This is a genomic window from Streptomyces alanosinicus (assembly GCF_014650595.1).
Lineage (GTDB): Bacteria > Actinomycetota > Actinomycetes > Streptomycetales > Streptomycetaceae > Streptomyces > Streptomyces alanosinicus.
Genome location: NZ_BMVG01000001.1, coordinates 756,790 through 773,967, shown reverse-complemented (window position 1 = coordinate 773,967; position 17,178 = coordinate 756,790). Strand labels below are relative to the sequence as shown.

17 protein-coding genes are annotated in these 17,178 nt (G+C 70.7%); 11 read left to right on the top strand and 6 right to left on the bottom strand.

Going from position 1 to position 17,178, the window contains the following annotated elements; genetic code table 11:
- Positions 1 to 52 precede the first annotated feature (52 nt).
- From IE277_RS03545 to IE277_RS03530, 4 genes are read left to right on the top strand one after another with little or no spacing between them, the layout of a single operon-like run.
- Positions 53 to 1,135 (top strand): PhoH family protein, encoded by a 1,083-nt coding sequence (locus IE277_RS03545; RefSeq protein WP_189948373.1) that lies wholly within the window; start codon positions 53 to 55, stop codon positions 1,133 to 1,135.
- 12 nt (positions 1,136 to 1,147) lie between these two features.
- Positions 1,148 to 1,645, top strand: coding sequence for an rRNA maturation RNase YbeY (ybeY, locus tag IE277_RS03540; RefSeq protein ID WP_189948371.1), 498 nt, complete (start codon positions 1,148 to 1,150; stop codon positions 1,643 to 1,645).
- A gap of 9 nt (positions 1,646 to 1,654) precedes the next feature.
- Positions 1,655 to 2,941 carry a hemolysin family protein gene (locus IE277_RS03535; RefSeq protein ID WP_189948369.1) on the top strand — a complete coding sequence of 429 codons (1,287 nt, stop codon included), beginning with the start codon at positions 1,655 to 1,657 and terminating at the stop codon, positions 2,939 to 2,941.
- Positions 2,938 to 3,297, top strand: a complete 360-nt coding sequence (locus IE277_RS03530; protein ID WP_189948367.1) for an MmcQ/YjbR family DNA-binding protein — start codon at positions 2,938 to 2,940, stop codon at positions 3,295 to 3,297. Before IE277_RS03535 ends, IE277_RS03530 begins: the two co-directional genes overlap by 4 nt.
- Positions 3,298 to 3,335: 38 nt before the next feature.
- On the opposite strand, the gene IE277_RS03525 is transcribed toward IE277_RS03530, so the two are convergent.
- Positions 3,336 to 4,760, bottom strand: coding sequence for an MFS transporter (locus tag IE277_RS03525; RefSeq protein WP_189948365.1), 1,425 nt, complete (start codon positions 4,758 to 4,760; stop codon positions 3,336 to 3,338).
- A gap of 166 nt (positions 4,761 to 4,926) precedes the next feature.
- On the opposite strand from IE277_RS03525, the gene IE277_RS03520 reads away from it, so the two are divergent.
- From IE277_RS03520 to IE277_RS03500, 5 genes are all read left to right on the top strand, one after another.
- Positions 4,927 to 5,763: a helix-turn-helix transcriptional regulator gene (locus IE277_RS03520; RefSeq protein WP_229880761.1), complete on the top strand. Its 837-nt coding sequence runs from the start codon at positions 4,927 to 4,929 to the stop codon at positions 5,761 to 5,763.
- Positions 5,764 to 5,791: 28 nt separating this feature from the next.
- Complete coding sequence (locus IE277_RS03515; protein ID WP_189948361.1) at positions 5,792 to 6,145, top strand: cytidine deaminase-like protein; 354 nt, start codon at positions 5,792 to 5,794, stop codon at positions 6,143 to 6,145.
- A gap of 228 nt (positions 6,146 to 6,373) precedes the next feature.
- Positions 6,374 to 6,850, top strand: coding sequence for a hypothetical protein (locus IE277_RS03510; RefSeq protein WP_189948359.1), 477 nt, complete (start codon positions 6,374 to 6,376; stop codon positions 6,848 to 6,850).
- Positions 6,851 to 7,041: 191 nt separating this feature from the next.
- On the top strand, positions 7,042 to 8,379 hold the full coding sequence (locus IE277_RS03505; protein WP_189948357.1) for a beta-xylosidase: 1,338 nt from the start codon (positions 7,042 to 7,044) through the stop codon (positions 8,377 to 8,379).
- 68 nt (positions 8,380 to 8,447) lie between these two features.
- Complete coding sequence (locus IE277_RS03500) at positions 8,448 to 9,476, top strand: WxL protein peptidoglycan domain-containing protein (protein ID WP_189948355.1); 1,029 nt, start codon at positions 8,448 to 8,450, stop codon at positions 9,474 to 9,476.
- On the opposite strand, the gene IE277_RS03495 is transcribed toward IE277_RS03500, so the two are convergent.
- Positions 9,370 to 9,708, bottom strand: coding sequence for a P-II family nitrogen regulator (locus IE277_RS03495; RefSeq protein ID WP_189948353.1), 339 nt, complete (start codon positions 9,706 to 9,708; stop codon positions 9,370 to 9,372). The genes IE277_RS03500 and IE277_RS03495 overlap by 107 nt on opposite strands.
- Positions 9,709 to 9,927: 219 nt before the next feature.
- Here IE277_RS03495 and era point away from each other — a divergent pair, with 219 nt between their 5' ends.
- Complete coding sequence (gene era / locus IE277_RS03490; RefSeq protein WP_189948351.1) at positions 9,928 to 10,881, top strand: GTPase Era; 954 nt, start codon at positions 9,928 to 9,930, stop codon at positions 10,879 to 10,881.
- Between the two features lie 65 nt (positions 10,882 to 10,946).
- Here the strand turns inward: era and IE277_RS03485 are convergent, their stop codons facing one another.
- The 4 genes from IE277_RS03485 to IE277_RS03470 form a co-directional block, all read right to left on the bottom strand.
- Positions 10,947 to 12,200, bottom strand: coding sequence for an MFS transporter (locus IE277_RS03485; protein WP_189948349.1), 1,254 nt, complete (start codon positions 12,198 to 12,200; stop codon positions 10,947 to 10,949).
- Entirely contained in the window at positions 12,197 to 13,510 is a 1,314-nt protein-coding gene (locus IE277_RS03480; RefSeq protein WP_189948348.1) for a GH1 family beta-glucosidase, read from the bottom strand. Before IE277_RS03480 ends, IE277_RS03485 begins: the two co-directional genes overlap by 4 nt.
- Positions 13,511 to 13,591: 81 nt before the next feature.
- Positions 13,592 to 13,858 carry a protealysin inhibitor emfourin gene (locus IE277_RS03475; RefSeq protein ID WP_189948346.1) on the bottom strand — a complete coding sequence of 89 codons (267 nt, stop codon included), beginning with the start codon at positions 13,856 to 13,858 and terminating at the stop codon, positions 13,592 to 13,594.
- 30 nt (positions 13,859 to 13,888) lie between these two features.
- Positions 13,889 to 14,950 (bottom strand): M4 family metallopeptidase, encoded by a 1,062-nt coding sequence (locus tag IE277_RS03470; RefSeq protein WP_189948344.1) that lies wholly within the window; start codon positions 14,948 to 14,950, stop codon positions 13,889 to 13,891.
- A 346-nt stretch (positions 14,951 to 15,296) separates the two neighbouring features.
- Between IE277_RS03470 and leuA the strand changes: the two genes are divergently transcribed.
- A complete protein-coding gene (leuA, locus tag IE277_RS03465) occupies positions 15,297 to 17,018 on the top strand; it encodes a 2-isopropylmalate synthase (RefSeq protein ID WP_189948342.1) in 1,722 nt (573 codons plus the stop codon).
- Positions 17,019 to 17,178: the final 160 nt, after the last annotated feature.

Genomic DNA, 17,178 nt, shown 5'->3' with positions numbered 1-17,178 from the left:
CTCAGCCAGGCGGCCGTGACGAGGAGGAAGCGCAGGCCTTCAGCGCCGGCCCATGACACAGACACCCACAGCTCACACCACCCCCGCGCAGGAGCAGGCGAGAGCGCAGTTCACCGTCCCCGCCCAGCACCCCATGGTGACCGTGCTGGGTTCCGGCGACTCCCTTCTGCGTGTGATCGAGAAGGCCTTCCCGGCGGCCGACATACATGTCCGGGGCAATGAGATCAGCGCGGTCGGCGACCCCAGCGATGTCGCCCTCATTTCCCGCGTGTTCGACGAGATGATGCTGGTGCTCCGCACCGGACAGCCGATGACGGAGGACGCAGTGGAACGCTCGATCGCCATGCTCAAGGCGAGCGAGAACGGGACGAGCGACGGGCCGGAGACCCCGGCGCAGGTACTGACGCAGAACATCCTGTCCTCGCGGGGCCGGACCATCCGCCCCAAGACCCTCAACCAGAAGCGGTACGTCGACGCGATCGACAAGCACACGATCGTCTTCGGCATCGGGCCCGCCGGTACCGGCAAGACCTATCTGGCCATGGCCAAGGCCGTCCAGGCCCTGCAGTCCAAGCAGGTCAACCGGATCATCCTGACCCGCCCCGCCGTCGAGGCCGGTGAGCGGCTCGGCTTCCTGCCCGGCACGCTCTACGAGAAGATCGACCCCTATCTGCGTCCGCTGTACGACGCGCTGCACGACATGCTCGACCCGGACTCCATCCCGCGGCTGATGGCCGCCGGGACGATCGAGGTCGCGCCGCTCGCGTACATGCGCGGCCGTACGCTCAACGACGCCTTCATCATCCTGGACGAGGCCCAGAACACGAGCCCCGAGCAGATGAAGATGTTCCTCACCCGCCTCGGCTTCGACTCGAAGATCGTGATCACGGGCGATGTGACGCAGGTCGACCTGCCGGGCGGCACCAAGAGCGGTCTGCGGCAGGTGCAGGAGATCCTGGAAGGCGTCGAGGACGTCCACTTCTCCCGGCTGTCGTCCCACGATGTCGTACGGCATCGGCTGGTGGGCCGTATCGTCGACGCGTACGAGGAGTACGACAGCAAGCACGGCACCGAGAACGGCACCCACAAGGGCGGCCGGGGCAAGTCCGGCGCCAAGGGCACCAAGGGGAAGTAGACCAGCACGGCCATGTCGATCGACGTCAACAACGAATCCGGTACCGAGGTAGACGAGCAGGCGGTCCTCGACATCGCCCGCTATGCGCTCGCGCGGATGCGCATCCACCCGCTTTCCGAGCTCTCGGTGATCGTCGTGGACGCCGACGCCATGGAGCAGCTGCACATCCAGTGGATGGACCTGCCGGGTCCCACCGATGTCATGTCGTTCCCGATGGACGAGCTGCGGCCGCCCTCGAAGGACGACGACGAGCCGCCGCAGGGGCTGCTCGGCGACATCGTGCTGTGCCCGGAGGTCGCCGCCAAGCAGGGCGCCGAGGCGCCGACGCAGCACTCCATGGACGAGGAGCTTCAGCTGCTCACCGTCCATGGCGTGCTGCACCTGCTCGGATACGACCACGAGGAGCCCGACGAGAAGGCGGAGATGTTCGGGCTCCAGGCCGCCATCGTGGACGGCTGGCGGGCCGAGCACGGGCTGACCGGGCCGTCCCCGGCGCCCACCGTCTCGTAAGCGCGCCGGATGTCTGTGCAGATCGTGGTCGGCGCGATCGCTCTGGTCGTCGTCGCCTGGCTCGCCGCCTGCGCGGAGGCGGGCCTCGCCCGGATCTCCAGCTTCCGCGCCGAGGAGGCCGTCAAGTCCGGGCGGCGCGGCGGCGCCAGGCTGGCGCAGATCGCCGCCGACCCCACCCGCTATCTGAATGTGGCCCTGCTGGTCCGCGTCGCCTGCGAGATGGCGGCCGCGGCCCTGGTGACGTACGCCTGTCTGCAGGAGTTCGCCGCCACCTGGCAGGCCCTGCTGGTCGCCATCGGGGTCATGGTCCTGGTGTCGTACGTCGCCGTCGGTGTCTCGCCGCGCACCATCGGCCGCCAGCATCCGCTCAACACGGCGACGGTGGCGGCGTATGTGCTGCTGCCGCTGGCCCGGATCATGGGGCCGATCCCGTCGCTGCTGATCCTCATCGGCAACGCCCTCACGCCCGGCAAGGGCTTTCGGCGCGGCCCGTTCGCCTCCGAGGCCGAGCTGCGCGCGCTGGTCGACCTCGCCGAGAAGGAGTCGCTGATCGAGGACGAGGAGCGCCGGATGGTGCACTCGGTCTTCGAGCTGGGCGACACCCTCGTACGGGAGGTCATGGTGCCGCGCACCGACCTCGTGGTGATCGAGCGGTACAAGACCATCCGGCAGGCTCTCACCCTCGCCCTGCGCTCCGGGTTCTCGCGGATCCCGGTGACCGGCGAGAGCGAGGACGACATCGTCGGGATCGTGTATCTGAAGGACCTGGTCCGCAAGACGCACATCAGCCGGGACGCCGAGAGCGACCTGGTCTCCACCGCCATGCGGCCGGCCGTCTTCGTGCCGGACACCAAGAACGCCGGTGACCTGCTGCGCGAGATGCAGAAGGAACGCAACCACGTCGCGGTCGTCATCGACGAGTACGGCGGCACCGCGGGCATCGTCACCATCGAGGACATCCTGGAGGAGATCGTCGGCGAGATCACCGACGAGTACGACCGGGAACTGCCGCCCGTGGAGGACCTCGGCGACGACCGCTACCGGGTCACGGCCCGCCTCGACATCACCGACCTCGGCGAGCTGTACGGCCTGGAGGAGTACGACGACGAGGACGTGGAGACCGTCGGCGGACTGCTTGCCAAGGCTCTCGGACGCGTCCCCATCGCGGGCGCGTCCGCCGAGGTCGAACTGCCCGACGAACGCCGGCTGAAGCTGACCGCGGAGGCCGCGTCCGGCCGCCGGAACAAGATCGTGACGGTCCTGGTCGAACCCGCCGGGGAAGGGAAGACGGAGTGACACCACAGCAGTTGCGCGCCTTCTGCCTGTCGTTCAACGCGGCCGTGGAGGACTTCCCCTTCGGCCCGGAGGCCTCCGTCTTCAAGGTGCTGGGCAAGATGTTCGCCCTGAGCAGCCTGGACGGGCGGCCCCTGACGGTCAACCTCAAGTGCGACCCCGAGGACGCCGTCCGCCTGCGGGCCGACCACGAGGGACTGATCGCCCCCGGCTGGCACATGAACAAGCGGCACTGGAACACCGTGACGGTGGACGGCGGGCTCCCCGACCGCCTGCTGAAAGAGCTGATCGAGGACTCGTACGACCTCGTCGTCGCGGGCCTGCCCAAGGCGGAGCGACTCCGCCTGGACAGGCCCTAGGCCTGGCCCCGCCGGGCCCGCCCCGACTCGCGTTCCCGTCATTTCCGGCCCTGGCGCAGGCCCAGTCCGACCAGGGCCGCGGCGGCCAGGACGATCAGCGCGTCCAGGGCGAGGACCGTGTGGACGCCGGCCAGCAGGTCGTGGGAGGTGGTGGCCAGCACGCCCAGCAGCGGGATGCCGACCGTGATGCCGACCTGCTGGGTGGAGGTCACCAGGCCGGTGGCCAGGCCCTGTTCCTCGTCCGGGACACCGGAGGTGACGGTCAGGCCGTAGGAGATGATCGCGCCCAGGTGGCACACGCTCGCCAGGGACACCGCGGCCGTGGCGAGCCAGACCGACCAGACGTGGGAGTTCAGCAGGAGCAGGGCCGCGATCAGCGCGCCCTGGCCGGTCAGCGAGCCGACCAGGGTGCGGCGGGCACCGAAGCGGCCGATCACCTTCGGGGCGAGCGAGCCGGCGATCGCCGACAGTACGCCCTGGACGCCGAAGACCAGGCCGGTCTCGAACGCCGACAGCCGCAGGATCTCCTGCAGATACAGGGTCAGGACGAAGATCACCGTCGACATCATCGAGAAGGTGACCAGACCGCCCACATTGCCCCAGGCCACCGTGCGGCGCCGCAGCATCGGCAGCGAGACCAGGGGAGCGGCCGTACGGGACTCGACGACCGTGAACGCGGTCAGCAGGAGCAGACCGGCGACCAGGGTGACGAGGACGTCCGCGCGGCCGAAGCCGTGGTCGGCGGCCGTGGACAGGGCGTAGATCAGGGACAGCAGACCGGCGGTGACGGTGACCGCGCCGGGTATGTCCAGACGCGGGCGGTCCGGGGTGCGCGACTCCGGCAGCAGGCCCGGGGCCAGCGGCAGCACGATGAGCGCGGACACGGTGAGCAGGGCCATCGTGGAGCGCCAGCCGAGCGCGTCGGTCAGCATTCCGCCCGCGACCATGCCGACCGTGTAGCCCAGCGACATCACCGTGCCGGCGATGCCGAGGGCGCGGTCACGGGCCGGCCCCTCCGGGAAGGTCGTGGTCAGCAGGGACATGGCGGTCGGCACGATCGCCGCCGCGCCCAGACCCTGCAGCGCCCGCCCGGCCAGGAACGACGCCGGGTCCCAGGCCAGGGTCGCCAGCAGCGAGGCCGCGCCGAACAGGGCCAGGCCGGTCAGGAACAGCTTGCGACGGCCGTACAGGTCGCCGATGCGGCCGAAGAGGAGCAGGAAGCCGCCGGAGGGCAGCGCGAACGCGGTGACGGCCCACTGCAGCGCCGAGCGGCTCATGCCGAGGTCGGTGCCGAGATCGGGCAGGGCCACGTTCAGGACGGAGAAGTCCAGCGCGACCATGAACTGGGCCGCGCACAGCACGAACAGGACGAGCCTGTCGCGCGTCGTGAGCCGCGGCGGCCGGGCGGTGTCGGGCGGTGTGCCCGTGGAGAGAGTGGTCTGGGTGGTGGTGTCGATCGCCATGGATCGAGCTTCGGACGTGCGGAACACCCGTGGGGAGTCGGAACTTATGGTGGTGGTGGCACCACCAGACACGGCGGGGCCGTCGGACACGACGGGGGAGGAGCGGTACGTGCCTGCTGCGGGGGAGACGAAGAGCGAACGGCGCAATGAACTGCGTGAGTTCCTGATGAGCCGGCGGGCCCGGGTCAGCCCGGAGGAGGCCGGACTGCCCGGCGGCGGGGGCAGACGCCGTACGCCCGGACTGCGCCGGGAGGAGGTCGCCGTGCTCGCCGGTGTCGGCGCGTCCTGGTACCAGTGGCTGGAGCAGGGGCGGGAGATCTCCGTCTCCCCGTCGGTGCTCGACGCCGTCGCCCGGGTGCTGCGGCTGAGCGACGCCGAGCGCCGGCATCTGTACCTGCTGGCCGGGATGAACCCGCCCGCGCCCGAAGTGGCGCCGGAGAAGCGGGACATGTGCGACGGGCTGCGGCGGCTGATCGACACCTGGATGCCGTATCCGGCGCACATCATGGACCTGTACTACAACTGCGTGATGTACAACGACGCGGCCGCGATCGTGCTCGGTATGCGTTCCGACCCCACACGTGCCGACCACACACAGAACTGCCTCGTCGACTTCTTCTGCGATCCGCTGTACCGGTCGCGCAGCCACAGCTGGGAGCGGAACGCGCGTACGGTCGTGGCGCAGTTCCGGGCCGCGTGCGCGGCGCGGCCGGACGACGAGGGGTTCCAGGAGGTGCTCGCCGAGGTGTCCGAGCGCAGCCCCGAGTTCGTCCGGCTGTGGGCCGAGCGGGACATCGAGGACCAGGGGCAGATCCGCAAGGAGCTGGAGCATCCGCTGGTCGGGCTGCTCGTGGTGGAGTCGACGGCGATGAAGGTGCCGGCCCGGCCCGATCTGATGGTCGTGCTGCACACTCCGCTGGAGGAGGCGAACACCGCGGCCAAGCTGGAGTGGCTGGCGTCCCCGGAGGGCCGGCGGGGCGCGATGTACCCCGTGGCGGGGTGAACGGGCCCGGGCTTCGTATGCTCTGGGCATGACCGAGAGCAACGCGCTGGACCCCGAGGACCGCAAGATCGTGACCTTGGCCCGCTCCGTGCGGGCCCGCAACGGTGTGCCCGAGGGGGCGGCCGTACGGGACGAGACCGGGCGGACGTATGCCGCCGGGTCGGTGGAGCTGGCCTCGCTGCGGCTGAGCGCGCTGCGCACGGCCGTCGCCATGGCCGTGGCGTCGGGGGCGACGTCCTTGGAAGCGGCGGCGGTGGTGAGCGAGTCGGAGTCGGTGCCGGCCGAGGATCTGGACGCCGTTTCCGACCTCGGCGGGGCGGGGACGCCGGTGCTGCTCGCCGGGCTGGACGGGGTCGTCCGGCTCACCGTTTCCGCGGGCTGAGCCGACGACAGGGCCTAGCCCGCCGAGCGGGTACGGGCCGAACGAAAGGTCGGCTGGAATTCAACCTTGTTGAGTTCTTGCTCCTGCGCATCAATAAAGCCGTACGTTCCGACGGGCCGTCAGATCCGCACCGCCGACGCAGTGTGTCCGCACCCTTCTGCCCAGGCCTCCTCGCCCGTCGTCGTCCCCCCACACGGCACTCCCCCCAGGGAAGGGAAGCGGATCTCCATGAGAGCCAAGCGCACGGCACCAGGTGCGGCACTGGCCGCCGGGGCCCTCGCGGTCACCGGACTCGCCTTCGCGCCCACCGCGGCCGCCGTCACCCCACAGTCGGCGACCATCTCCGCGAGCTGCGGCGTCTTCGGCGGCGGCACGGCCACGCTCACCGCCACCCAGAGCGGCACCTCGGCCACCATCACCCTCACCTCGTCCGCGATCACCGCGCCGGTCGCGGTGGCCCAGGACTCGATCGCCTCCACCCTCACCATGGCCAGGGCCGGCGGCGGCTCGGTCGTGTTCAGCGGGACGAAGAACCCCGCCATGAAGACCGGTGACTCCGTCAGCGTCGGCCCCCTGCCCGGCACCGTCGCCTCCGGTGACAAGCTGGACGCGGGCGGCGGCTCGCTGAAGATGGTGATCTTCGGGGTCACCGTCAACTGCACGGCGAACGGCCCGCAGTCGCCCGGCCCCTTCGTCTTCGACTGAGTCAGGGCGGCGCCCCGCCGGACCGAGCGATCTGTTCCGGTTCCGGCCGGAACTCCCCTGGATGCCGCAGAAACTGATGATCCGTCAGTTTTCTGCGGCATCTCCCTTGACTTCTCACCCCCGCTCCACATCAATGCCCCCATGTCGGCGCAGCCGAGCCGCTGCGCCCGCAACCCTCAGGAGGGGGCCCCATGGCTTCGACACCCCCAAGATCACGAAGATCCCGACGGTGGCGCTGGGCGTCGCTGTTCGGGGCGACCGCGCTCGCGGTCACCGCGGGCGGCGCGCTGGCCCATCCGGCCGGCGCCGCCGGCACGAACGTGGACTTCGCCACGCACTGCATCCCGCCCGCCGTCGCCGGCATCCCGCCGATCGACGGCACCACGACCGCGAGTGTCTCGGTGGACAACGCCAGCCCGAAGGTCGGCGACACCGTCACCGTGACCTACACGGTGGTCACGGCCGCCGCGTCCAACCCCACCGACCTGGCCCTGCCGGCCGACATCATGACCCCGACCGGAAAGGTCACCCTCGGTGGCGCGCAGAGCGGGGACGTGACCGTCGCGGGACCGAAGAAGAATCCGCCGGTGCCGGGGAAGGCGGCCTTCCCGTCCTTCTCGATGACCGGCACCTTCACCGTCACCAGGGCCGGGCAGATCACCCTCTCGCCCGGCGACTACAACATCCACACCAGCTACATCCTGGAGCTGGACACCCCGTGCACGGTGACCACCCCGCCCGCCCCGGTGTCCCAGACCGTCACCGCGACCGACGGGACCCCGGCCAACACCCGGGCGATCTCACTGGGTTCGGCCTCCGGTGACTCCGGCGCGAGTGTCACGGTCAACGGCACGAACTTCACGCCGGGCGCCACCGTCACCCTGGCCGGGCGGGCCGGCGGCAACCAGACGGCGGACACCGCCACGGCCACCGCCGACGCGCACGGCTCCTTCAGCGGCTCCCTCGTCGTCAAGGACAGGACGACCACGGGGATCGTGGCCTATGAGGGCGGTGCCTGGAGCGCGGACACGGGGGCAGGCCCCGCCGCGTACGTCGTCAACGACAACTCGCCCGTCCCGCCGGGCAGTCAGAAACTGACGACCACCGTCAAGGCGGGCACGCTGTCCATGTCCCAGGCCGGGGACTCCGTCGCGCTGTCGGCGGTCGACTTCGGCAAGGGCGGGGCCTCCACCGGAGCCCTGCGGACGGTGACCGTCAAGGACTTCCGCGGCGGGCCCGCGGGCTGGTCCCTGACCGGCAAGGTCACCGACCTCACCGGTCCCGGCGCCAAGATCGACGCGGGCCGGCTGAGCTGGACCCCCGCCTGCGCGACCAGGCCCGGCAGCCCCAGTACCTGCAAGGCCGGCTCGGCGGGCAGCCTGGGCACCTCGGGGGCGACCCTCGCCCAGACATCCGACGGCGCCCTCACCGGCGGCGAGTTCACCGTCGACGCCGGACTCTCCCTGGACGTACCGGCGTTCACGCCTCCGGGCGCGTACTCCGGTGTGCTCACCCTGACGCTCACCTGAGCATGCGGGCGTCCGCACCCGCCCGTCCCGCCGCTCTTCCCGTCTCCCGTCCGTGGGGGTCCGCACCCATGCGCAAGCCGTATGTCCTCCTCCTGAGACTCCTGACCCTCCCCGGCCTGCTCCTCGGTCTCACCGCCGCACCCGCCCGCGCCGCCGACAACGGCAGCTGGTCCGTCTATCCGGTCGCCTCGGAAGTCGCCGCGCGGCCCTACTTCTCTCTCTCCGCCGACCCCGGCCAGACCCTCACCGACAAGGTCGCCGTCCAGAACAGGACCGGCGCGCCGCTCACCTTCCGCCTGTACGCGGCCGACGCCTACAACACCGCCCGCGACGGCGGTTTCGCCGTACGGACCGAGAAGGAGCGGATGCACGGGGTGGGCGACTGGGCGAAGCCCGCGCGGTCCCGTGTCACCGTGCCCGCGCACCGGACCGTCACCGTGCCGTTCACGCTGCGCGTCCCGCAAGGGGCCGAGCCCGGCGACCACCCGGGAGCCATCGTCGCCCTCGACGAGCATGTCGACCCCGGCGGCGGCCGTCTCGCACTCGGGGTGCGGCGGGCCGTCGGCGCCCGCGTCTACCTCCGGGTCGGCGGGCCGGCACTGCCCGCGCTCTCCGTCGGGCAGCTGCACATCAGCCACCACCAGCCGCTGATCCCCGGGCTCGGCGCCAGTACGGCCACGGTCTCCTACACCCTGCACAACACCGGGAACGTCACCCTCGACCCGAAGGTGGAGCTGACGGCGCACGGGCTGTTCGGCCGTACGCTGCTCGACCGCGAGCTGACCCGGGTGCCCTCCCAGCTGCTGCCGGGGCAGCGGGTCCGGCTCACCGAGACCTGGCGCGGGGCGCCCCAGCTCGACCGGGGCGACGTGACGTTGACCGCGAGCGCGCCCGGCACCCGGCAGTCGGCGAGCGCCTCCTTCCTCGCGCTGCCGTGGCTCGCCGTGGCGCTGGTGTTCCTCATGGGCGTGGCGGCCGGGGTGCTGCTGGTCAGAGCGCGTCGGGGCCGCGCTCACCGGTCCGCACGCGGACGACCGTCTCCACGGGTACGGCCCACACCTTCCCGTCCCCGATCTTCCCCGTCTGCGCGGCCCTGACGATCGCGTCGATCACCGGCTCGGCGTCCGCGTCCTCCACCACGACCTCGATGCGCACCTTCGGCACCAGGTCGACCCGGTACTCGGCGCCCCGGTACACCTCGGTGTGGCCGCGCTGCCGGCCGTAGCCGCTCGCCTCGGTCACGGTCAGCCCGTGCACACCCAGCTCCTGCAGGGCGGTCTTGACCGGGTCGAGGCGGTACGGCTTCACGATGGCGGTGATGAGCTTCATGCCTGCGGCTCGACCTTCTGGGCGTAGGGGGGGCGACGGACGCGCCGACCGGGGCGCGTGGGCCAGGACGCCGTGATCGTATGCCGACTCGGCCGGCGGGTGTGTCTCCGTGACGATCCACTGCCTCAGGGTCACCGAAACCGCATCACGCGGCCGGGCCCGGCGGGGCGGGTGCCGCACGGTACGGCGGTGCCTCGTGGATCAGGGACAATGAACGGCATGAGCGTTCGTACCCCGTCATCCGAAGAGTCGGCAGAGACCGTCCACCGCGCCGGCTTCGCCTGCTTCGTGGGCCGCCCCAACGCGGGCAAGTCCACCCTCACGAACGCTCTGGTCGGGCAGAAGGTGGCCATCACGGCGAATCAGCCGCAGACGACGCGGCACACCGTGCGGGGCATCGTGCACCGGGAGGACGCCCAGCTCATCCTGGTCGACACCCCTGGACTGCACAAGCCGCGCACGCTGCTGGGCGAGCGGCTGAACGACGTCGTGCGCACGACGTGGGCCGAGGTGGACGTGATCGGCTTCTGCCTCCCGGCGAACGAGAAGATCGGCCCGGGTGACCGCTTCATCGCGAAGGAGCTGGCGGGGATCAAGAAGACCCCGAAGGTCGCGATCGTCACCAAGACCGACCTGGTCGACTCCAAGACCCTCGCCGAGCAGCTGATCGCGATCGACCAGCTCGGCAAGGAGCTGGGCATCGAGTGGGCGGAGATCGTGCCGGTGTCCGCGGTCGGCGACAAGCAGGTGAACCTGCTGGCCGACCTGCTGATCCCGCTGCTGCCCGAGGGCCCGGCGCTCTACCCCGAGGGCGACCTCACCGACGAGCCCGAGCAGGTCATGATCGCCGAGCTGATCCGCGAGGCCGCGCTGGAGGGCGTCCGCGACGAGCTGCCGCACTCCATCGCCGTGGTCGTGGAGGAGATGCTCCCGCGCGAGGACCGCCCCGCCGACCGTCCCCTCCTCGACATCCACGCCAACGTCTACATCGAGCGCCCCAGCCAGAAGGGCATCATCATCGGCCCCAAGGGCAAGCGCCTGAAGGACGTCGGCATCAAGTCCCGCAAGCAGATCGAGGCGCTTCTCGGCACGCCCGTCTTCCTGGACCTGCATGTCAAGGTCGCCAAGGACTGGCAGCGTGATCCGAAGCAGCTGCGCAAGCTGGGTTTCTAGTGGTCGGGGCGTTTCTCGGTACGCCGGCCGCGCGGCGGTAGCCGCATGTCGATGCAGCCGGCGCGTCAGTCCACGCCCCTGATCCGGGTCACCAGGACCGCCCCCGCCAGCCCGATCACCGCCGCCACCAGGTACAGCATCCGGTAGCCGCCGAGGTACGTGACGATCGGCGCGGCGAGGGCGGGGGCCGCGACCTGCGGCAGGGCGTTGGCCACGTTGATCACCCCGAGGTCCTTGCCCCGGTCCAGCGCCTTCGGCAGCACGTCCGTCATCAGTGCGAAGTCCACCGAGGTGAACACGCCGAAGCCGATCCCGAGGACGGCCGACGCGACGATCGCGCCGGTCCAGGTCTGCCACCCGGCCAGCGCCGCCGTCGCCACCGCCATCAGCACGCCCGACCAGACGACGAACGGCTTGCGCCGGCCCGCCCGGTCCGACCACACCCCGCCCGCGACGACGGTCGCCACCAGCGTCAGGCTGTTGACGGCCGTCAGGATCAGCACCCCCTGGCCGGGGTCGTGGTAGTCGAGGCGGTCGCGGAGGTAGTACAGCAGGTACAGCAGCACCAGCGAGTTGCTGAGGTTGAGCAGGAACCGGGTCAGCCACGCCCAGCCCAGGTCCGGGTACCGGCGCGGGCTCAGCCAGAACCCCGCCAGAAACCCCCGCCAGGACCACGGCGGCCGGTCCTCCTCGGCGAGCCGCAGATCCTTGTGGCGCAGGACGTACGGCAGCACCCCCGCCATCGTGCACACCGCGCACGCCGCATACCCGGCCCCGATCCCGCCGGCCGCGGTCGCCAGGCCCGTGCCGCCGACCACGCCCAGGATCTGTGCCGCCCCCAACCAGCCGCCCACCGCGCCCCGTTGAAGCCTGGGCACCCGGTCCGGGACGGCCGCCGTGACGGCCGCGAACGCCGCGTTCAGCGTGAGCTGCACCAGGCACCAGCCCACTGTCATGGACCACACCTCGCCCGCCGCGGCGAGCAGCAGCAGCGACAGCGCGCCGCCCGCCGCCCCGGCCACGATCCACGGCGTACGGCGGCCCCGGCGGGACGTGGTCCGGTCGGACAGGGCGCCGAAGACGGGGTTGGCGAGCAGGGAGACCACCGCGCCGGCGCCGGTCACCCAGGCCAGCATCGTCTCCTTCGACATCCCGGAGCCCGGCGCGAAGTCCTTCGCCTGGGAGGCGAGCAGGATCTGCAGCGGCCCGAACCAGCCGACCCAGATCGCCCCGTTGGCCAGCGAGAGCGCCGCCGTCCAGCCCCGGCCGACGGGCTCCACCGGCTCGGCCAGAGCGGCCGAGGGCCGGACCGCGGTCATCCCTGGGCCCGGAGCACGTCCCGGAACCAGTGGTAGGAGGCCTTCGGGGTGCGCTTCTGCGTCTCGTAGTCCACATGCACCAGGCCGAAGCGGCGCGCATAGCCCTCGGCCCACTCGAAGTTGTCCAGCAGCGACCACACGAAGTAGCCGCGCACGTCCACCCCGGACTCCAGGGCGGTATGCAGGGCGCGGATGTGGGCGTCGAGGTAGGCGATGCGGTCCTGGTCGTCGACGCCCTCGTACGAGCAGCCGTTCTCGGTGATCACGATCGGCGGGAGCTTCTCGCCGTAGCGTTCGCGGAAGCCGCACAGCAGCTCGGTCAGGCCCTCCGGCACCACCGGCCAGCCGAAGTCGGTGGTCGGCCGGCCCTCGATCTCCCGTACCGAGAAGGGCAGTTCGGCGGGTATGGTCAGGCCGCCGAACTCGGTGGCGGTGCCCTGCGGGGCGCCCACGCGGGTCGGCGCGTAGTAGTTGACCCCGTACCAGTCGAGGGGCTCGGCGATGACCGACAGGTCGGCCGGCACATCGCCGGGCATCAACTCGCCCATCCCGTCCGGGTATTCACCGAGGATGACCGGTTCGGCGAACAGACGGTTGAGCAGGAGGTCGTAGAAGCCGGCCGCTTCCGTGTCCGCGGGTGCGGCGGAGGCGGGCCAGGTGGGGCCGTGGGAGTTGGCGATGCCGATGTCGCGCGCGCCGGCCGCGCGCAGGGCCCGTACCGCGAGCCCGTGGGCGAGGAGCTGGTGGTGGGCGACCGGGAGCGCGTCGAAGAGGAGCCGTTCGCCGGGGGCGTGGGCGCCGATGGCGTGGCCCAGGAGGGTGTGTTCGGCGGGTTCGTTGAGGGTGATCCACTTCGGCACGCGGTCGCCGAGCCGCTCGGCCACCACGGACACGTGGTCGGCGAACCGGGCCGCCGTGTCCCGCTGCCGCCAGTCCAGCGTGGCGGGCAGGTCCCAGTGGAAGAGGGTGGGCACGGGCCGTACGCCCGCCGCGCACAGCTCGTCCACGAGGCGGTCGTAGAAGTCCAGGCCGCCGGGGGAGTTCACCCGGGGCCAGGACACCGAGAAGCGGTACGCGTCCACGCCGAGGCCGGCGAGCAGGGCCACGTCCTCGCGGTAGCGGTGGTAGTGGTCGCAGGCCACCGCCGCCGTCGAACCGTCCTTCACCCGCCCCGGCCGGGCCGTGAACACGTCCCACACGGATGCCTCACGTTCGTCGGCCGCGCCCTCGATCTGATGGGCGGAGGTCGACACACCCCACACAAAGCCGTCCGGGAACCGGGGTATCGGATCGCCTGCGTCAGTCGCCATGGCCGGGATCATCCTTACCCCCGGTAACGTAAGTCAATGCCCCGGCGGCGACCGGCGCCCGCGCCCCTTCCGGTCGCCTCTCTACGCCCCTTCCTCCAGCAGCCGGCTCACCAACTCCCTTTGGTCCTCGGTGAGTCGGGGATCGGCCGCGTGCACCGTACGGCCGTCCACGGTGATCTCGTACCGGAAGCCGTCCGGGACGCCGGCCGGCGCGGTGTCCGGGCCGGCCGCGAGGACCCGCCCGGCCAGGCCCTCCCACGCGGCCGCGTCGGGCCGGCCCGAGGTGTCCACCTCGGCCCGGCGCTCGATGCCCGCGAAGCCACCCGTGCGTCGTACTTGGATACGCATGGCTCCCTGTCTAGTACGCGGGACGCGGATTCAGGAAGTCGGCACCTTCACCTGCGACCAGGCGCCGAGGACGGCCTTCGCCTCCTCGCCGTCGCCGTAGCGGGACTTGGCCGCGGCGGCCGTGAGCCGGGCGAAGTCGGCGAAGTCGGCGTCGGACGCCAGCTCGCCGCCGGTGAGCACGTCGTACCAGATCTGCCCGGCCTTCTCCCAGGCCTGCCCGCCGATCGCCGTGGCGACCAGGTAGAAGGCGTGGTTGGGGATGCCGGAGTTGAGGTGCACACCGCCGTTGTCCTGGCTGGTGCGGACGTAGCCGTCCATGGTCGCCGGCTGCGGGTCCTTGCCCAGGTTCGGGTCGTCGTACGCCGTGCCCGGGGCCTTCATCGAGCGCAGCGCCTCGCCGTGGATGTGCGGGCCGAGCAGGCCCGCGCCGATCAGCCAGTCGGCCTGGTCGGCGCTCTGGCCGAGGGCGTACTGCTTGATGAGGGAGCCGAAGACGTCGGAGACCGACTCGTTGAGCGCGCCCGACTGCCCCTGGTAGTCCAGGTTCGCGGTGTACTGGGTGACGCCGTGGGTCAGCTCGTGGCCGATGACGTCGACGGGGATGGTGAAGTCGAGGAACGTGGTGCCGTCGCCGTCGCCGAACACCATCTGCTCGCCGTTCCAGAAGGCGTTGTCGTAGTTCTCGCCGTAGTGCACCGTCGCGTTCAGCGGCAGGCCCGCGCCGTCGATGGAGTGCCGGCCGTAGGCCTTCAGATACAGCTCGAAGGTGGCGCCCAGGCCCGCGTGCGCGCGGTTCACGGTCGCGTCCTTGCCGGGCTTGTCCTTCTCGGTGTGCACCTTCCTGCCCGGCAGGGTCTCCTGGTGGCCGGCGTCGAAGATGGTGCGGTCCGGCTGGTCCGACGGCGTGCCGGCCGGAGCGGCGGCGGTGCGGGCGGCGGTGACCCGGCGCTGGGTGCGCAGGGCCCCGTCGTGCTCCAGGGTGCGCCGTGCGGGTTCGTGGAGCGTCGGGTCCTCGTGCTGGGAGAGCCGGTCGAGGATATGCGGCGGCACGATCGTGCAGAAGACGGGCTGGAAGCCCCCGTTGGTCGTCATGCCCCGCACCATCGCATTGTGTGATGTCGATGTCACTAGGTGCCACCATGATTGGTGAAATACCGGGACAGGAGCGCCACGCTCCGTGACAATGTGCTAGATCGATGTGGCGCGGCGCACTTTTTGTCCTATTTATCCCCCGGTCCCGCATACTGGGACACGCCCCCGCGTCCCGGGTGGCTCGGCTAGGCTGCGGAGCATCATGCGTTTCGGGCTGCTTCTTCTTAGCTGCCGCGGCGAGGGCCTGTAGCAAAGGCCGACTCCCTCCCCGCGGGGCTTGGTGTTGCGTCGTCGGCCGTCCACCGGACCCGCCTATCCGCGGAACATTCGAGGAGCCCACGCAATCATGGCCAACCGCCAGCAGCCCAGCAGCATGCCGGTCCACAAGTACGGCCGTTACGAGCAGGTCGACATCCCGGACCGCACCTGGCCCGAGCAGCGCATCACCCAGGCACCCCGCTGGCTCTCCACCGACCTGCGCGACGGCAACCAGGCCCTGATCGACCCCATGTCGCCCGAGCGCAAGCGCCGGATGTTCGACCAGCTGGTCAAGATGGGCTACAAGGAGATCGAGGTCGGCTTCCCCGCCTCCGGCCAGACCGACTTCGACTTCGTGCGCTCGATCATCGAGGAAGAGGGCGCGATCCCGGACGACGTCACGATCTCCGTGCTGACCCAGGCCCGCGAGGACCTGATCGAGCGGACCGTGGAGTCCCTGAAGGGCGCCCGCCGGGCCACCGTCCACCTGTACAACGCCACCGCGCCCGTCTTCCGGCGCGTGGTCTTCCGCGGCTCCAAGGACGACATCAAGCAGATCGCCGTCGACGGCACCCGCCTGGTGATGGAGTACGCCGAGAAACTGCTGGGCCCCGAGACCGAGTTCGGCTACCAGTACAGCCCGGAGATCTTCACCGACACCGAGCTGGACTTCGCGCTGGAGGTCTGCGAGGCGGTCATGGACGTCTACCAGCCGGGTCCGGGCCGCGAGATCATCCTCAACCTGCCCGCCACGGTGGAGCGTTCGACGCCGTCCACCCACGCGGACCGCTTCGAGTGGATGAGCCGCAACATCTCCCGCCGCGAGCACGTCTGCATCTCCGTCCACCCGCACAACGACCGCGGTACGGCCGTGGCGGCGGCCGAGCTGGCCGTGATGGCCGGCGCCGACCGCGTCGAGGGCTGTCTGTTCGGACAGGGCGAGCGCACCGGCAACGTCGACCTGGTCACCCTGGGCATGAACCTGTTCTCGCAGGGCGTCGACCCGCAGATCGACTTCTCCGACATCGACGAGATCCGTCGTACGTGGGAGTACTGCAACCAGATGGAGGTCCACCCGCGCCACCCGTACGTGGGCGACCTGGTCTACACGTCCTTCTCCGGCTCCCACCAGGACGCCATCAAGAAGGGCTTCGACGCCATGGAGGCCGACGCGGCCGCCAAGGGCGTCACCGTCGACGACATCGAGTGGGCCGTCCCCTACCTGCCGATCGACCCGAAGGACGTCGGCCGCTCCTACGAGGCCGTCATCCGGGTCAACTCGCAGTCCGGCAAGGGCGGTATCTCCTACGTCCTGAAGAACGACCACAAGCTGGACCTGCCGCGCCGGATGCAGATCGAGTTCTCGAAGCTCATCCAGGCCAAGACGGACGCCGAGGGCGGCGAGATCACCCCGAAGGAGATCTGGGCGGTCTTCCGGGACGAGTACCTGCCGAACCCGGACAACCCGTGGGGCCGCATCCAGGTCAGGGCCGGCCAGTCGACCACGGACACGGACGGCGTCGACACGCTGACCGTCGAGGCCATCGTCGACGGCCAGGACACCGTCCTGACCGGCTCCGGCAACGGTCCGATCTCGGCCTTCTTCGACGCCCTGCAGTCCATCGGCATCGACGTACGCCTCCTGGACTACCAGGAGCACACGATGAGCGAGGGCGCCTCCGCACAGGCCGCCTCGTACATCGAATGCGCGATCGACGACAAGGTCCTGTGGGGGATCGGTATCGATGCGAACACGACGCGTGCGTCGCTGAAGGCGGTCGTCTCCGCGGTGAACCGCGCCGCCCGCTGACCGCTCTGACCGGGCCTTTCGATGCCCTGACCGCTGTGTACGGCGGTCAGGGCACCGTCGTTTATCGGCCACCGCCCCACCGAGGTCACGGAAAGGTCTCGTACGAGGTACTGACTCAGCGTCGGTGATGTGGCTAACATCACGCCAGCGCGGCGATGTT

Excerpts from the sequence above, each read along its gene's own strand:
- IE277_RS03545 (WP_189948373.1), top strand. The coding sequence starts at position 53 with ATGACACAGACACCCACAGCTCACACCACCCCCGCGCAGGAGCAGGCG.
- ybeY (WP_189948371.1), top strand. The coding sequence starts at position 1,148 with ATGTCGATCGACGTCAACAACGAATCCGGTACCGAGGTAGACGAGCAG.
- IE277_RS03535 (WP_189948369.1), top strand. The coding sequence starts at position 1,655 with ATGTCTGTGCAGATCGTGGTCGGCGCGATCGCTCTGGTCGTCGTCGCC.
- IE277_RS03525 (WP_189948365.1), bottom strand. The coding sequence starts at position 4,760 with ATGGCGATCGACACCACCACCCAGACCACTCTCTCCACGGGCACACCG.
- IE277_RS03520 (WP_229880761.1), top strand. The coding sequence starts at position 4,927 with ATGAGCCGGCGGGCCCGGGTCAGCCCGGAGGAGGCCGGACTGCCCGGC.
- IE277_RS03515 (WP_189948361.1), top strand. The coding sequence starts at position 5,792 with ATGACCGAGAGCAACGCGCTGGACCCCGAGGACCGCAAGATCGTGACC.
- IE277_RS03510 (WP_189948359.1), top strand. The coding sequence starts at position 6,374 with ATGAGAGCCAAGCGCACGGCACCAGGTGCGGCACTGGCCGCCGGGGCC.
- IE277_RS03505 (WP_189948357.1), top strand. The coding sequence starts at position 7,042 with ATGGCTTCGACACCCCCAAGATCACGAAGATCCCGACGGTGGCGCTGG.
- IE277_RS03500 (WP_189948355.1), top strand. The coding sequence starts at position 8,448 with ATGCGCAAGCCGTATGTCCTCCTCCTGAGACTCCTGACCCTCCCCGGC.
- IE277_RS03495 (WP_189948353.1), bottom strand. The coding sequence starts at position 9,708 with ATGAAGCTCATCACCGCCATCGTGAAGCCGTACCGCCTCGACCCGGTC.
- era (WP_189948351.1), top strand. The coding sequence starts at position 9,928 with ATGAGCGTTCGTACCCCGTCATCCGAAGAGTCGGCAGAGACCGTCCAC.
- IE277_RS03485 (WP_189948349.1), bottom strand. The coding sequence starts at position 12,200 with ATGACCGCGGTCCGGCCCTCGGCCGCTCTGGCCGAGCCGGTGGAGCCC.
- IE277_RS03480 (WP_189948348.1), bottom strand. The coding sequence starts at position 13,510 with ATGGCGACTGACGCAGGCGATCCGATACCCCGGTTCCCGGACGGCTTT.
- IE277_RS03475 (WP_189948346.1), bottom strand. The coding sequence starts at position 13,858 with ATGCGTATCCAAGTACGACGCACGGGTGGCTTCGCGGGCATCGAGCGC.
- IE277_RS03470 (WP_189948344.1), bottom strand. The coding sequence starts at position 14,950 with ATGACGACCAACGGGGGCTTCCAGCCCGTCTTCTGCACGATCGTGCCG.
- leuA (WP_189948342.1), top strand. The coding sequence starts at position 15,297 with ATGGCCAACCGCCAGCAGCCCAGCAGCATGCCGGTCCACAAGTACGGC.